This is a genomic window from Corynebacterium sp. ACRPS (assembly GCF_022346005.1).
In the GTDB taxonomy this organism is placed as follows: domain Bacteria; phylum Actinomycetota; class Actinomycetes; order Mycobacteriales; family Mycobacteriaceae; genus Corynebacterium.
On record NZ_JAKRMY010000040.1, the window covers coordinates 1 to 1,856 of the forward strand.

At 53.4% G+C, this 1,856-nt stretch carries 2 protein-coding genes; both read right to left on the reverse strand.

From position 1 onward, the window contains the following. Positions 1-296: 296 nt before the first annotated feature. Positions 297-1,364, reverse strand: coding sequence for a FecCD family ABC transporter permease (locus MHX65_RS11460; RefSeq protein ID WP_239270170.1), 1,068 nt, complete (start codon positions 1,362-1,364; stop codon positions 297-299). Between the two features lie 264 nt (positions 1,365-1,628). After that, the coding region (locus MHX65_RS11465; protein WP_239270171.1) for a hypothetical protein at positions 1,629-1,856 on the reverse strand (228 nt) is incomplete at its 5' end.

The following is a 1,856-nucleotide window of genomic DNA, read 5'->3' on the forward strand; positions in this document are numbered from 1 at the left end:
AAGCGCTTGCACTCGTGGTGCGGCTATCGCTCGCCGAACGCCTTCGAAGCCGCCGGATCAGCTACACTTACTATCGCATCTTGATTAAATCCCCGTGTCCACTTTCCGGGGTTCGGGCCCACCGAAAGAGATTGGATAATCTCCCAGCGTGATAGATAAGGGCACTAGAAGTAGGGCCAATATGGCGAGGATGAAAGTGGCAGATAGCTGCCACGGGCGCCAAACAGCTGAGAGCTCAAATAGTTTTGTGCCAATGCGGAAGGCGGGGCGGCCTGGGACAGTATTGCGGTGACCATTCATAGCGCTACCCCCTTCCGCCGGAAGACAAGCACGAAGAATAATGGAGCGCCAATAAAAGCGACGACGATTCCTACTGGTAACTCGCCTGGACGTGCGATGATTCGGCCAATGACATCAGCTAGCACCAGTAGCGTGGCACCTAATAGGGCGGAATACGGCAAAATCCACCGATAGTCAGGACCCGTGATGGCACGTACCAAGTGCGGCACTATCAAGCCAATGAACCCAACTGGTCCTGCCATAGCGGTCGCAGCACCCGCAAGCAGAGAGATAAGGACCATGCCGAAGAGGCGAGCCCGATCGGTTCGACCACCGAGACTTTGAGCTACATCGTCACCGAGGCTGAGTAAATTTAGAGACGGCGCAGAAGCAAAGGCTAAAACGATACCCAAGACCAAAAATGGTAATACTCCCCAAAAGACGTCTAGACCACGTCCCGCTACCGAACCTACGGTCCAAAAACGCATACGGTCCAGGTTGGCCTCTTCTGCCAGAATGAGGCCTGTAGTGATCGAATTCAACACGGCAGATAAGGCTGCGCCACTAAGCGTAAGAGTGAGCGAACTAGCATTGCCTCCATTGATGCGTCCCAGGCCGAAGACAATGATGGTTGCACTTACAGCGCCCAAGAAGGCAGCCGCAGTTGTTGCAAACATACTGATCGATCCAAAGACTGCGAAACTGGAAACTACAGCTAAAGCGGCACCAGCGTTGACCCCAAGAATGCCTGGATCAGCGAGCGGGTTTCGGGTGTGGCCTTGAATTAAAGCGCCAGCTACTCCGAGGGAAGCGCCCACTACGATTGCGATCAAGGTCCTCGGTATACGGAGCTCGAAGAGTACGCGCTGTTCGAAGTTTAGAGCAGTTTCACGGTGCGAAGGAACTTCTCTGAGAGCAGATATGACATCGGTTAGTGGAATACTTCTAGCTCCGACAGCGATACTCAAGCAAACTCCGAGGACGAGCAGCACCAAGCACAGTATGAGTCCAGCAACGCGTCGCGAATAGGTGCGGCTTCGAGGCACTTGGGCGCTGTTAATGCTGAAACTGGAATGAATACTCATGATGGTCAGTCGAAAAGTTCCTGTTCTGTGCGGTAAGACCTGTGTTCTCTAAGACTGGCTCGTCCGGGGGTCAAGCCCATAAGAATGAGAAAACAGTCGTATCAGGCGTTTGGCTTGCGGTGGAAGTCCTTCCATCTCCTCAAAGAAAACTCCTGTTCCCACTTGGGGCTCACGCTGAGCTAGCGACTGAATTTGCGCGGTTAAGCGTCATTGACAACCTGGGAAGTGTTAGGTGTGGCACAAATATATGCACTGTAGGTTAGGTTAGTCAACCCTAATACTGTTGGATAGATTGATGTCGAGCGCTTTAGGGGTGGAGAAGTGGTTGTAGAAGCGCTTTTTATCTTCGGATTGCAGGTGGGCGTGCTTTCTCTGACGCGGGCTTGTTTTAGGGACCGGTAAGGCGGTACCAGGTACCGGGGTGGCGGTAGCCGCCCGGTAGCCGGTTTTACCCCCGCTTATCGTTTGGACCGTTGACGTTGCTTGAGCTGT

Bases quoted from the DNA above. Each gene is read 5' to 3' on its own strand.
- MHX65_RS11460 (WP_239270170.1), bottom strand. From the start codon at position 1,364: ATGAGTATTCATTCCAGTTTCAGCATTAACAGCGCCCAAGTGCCTCGA.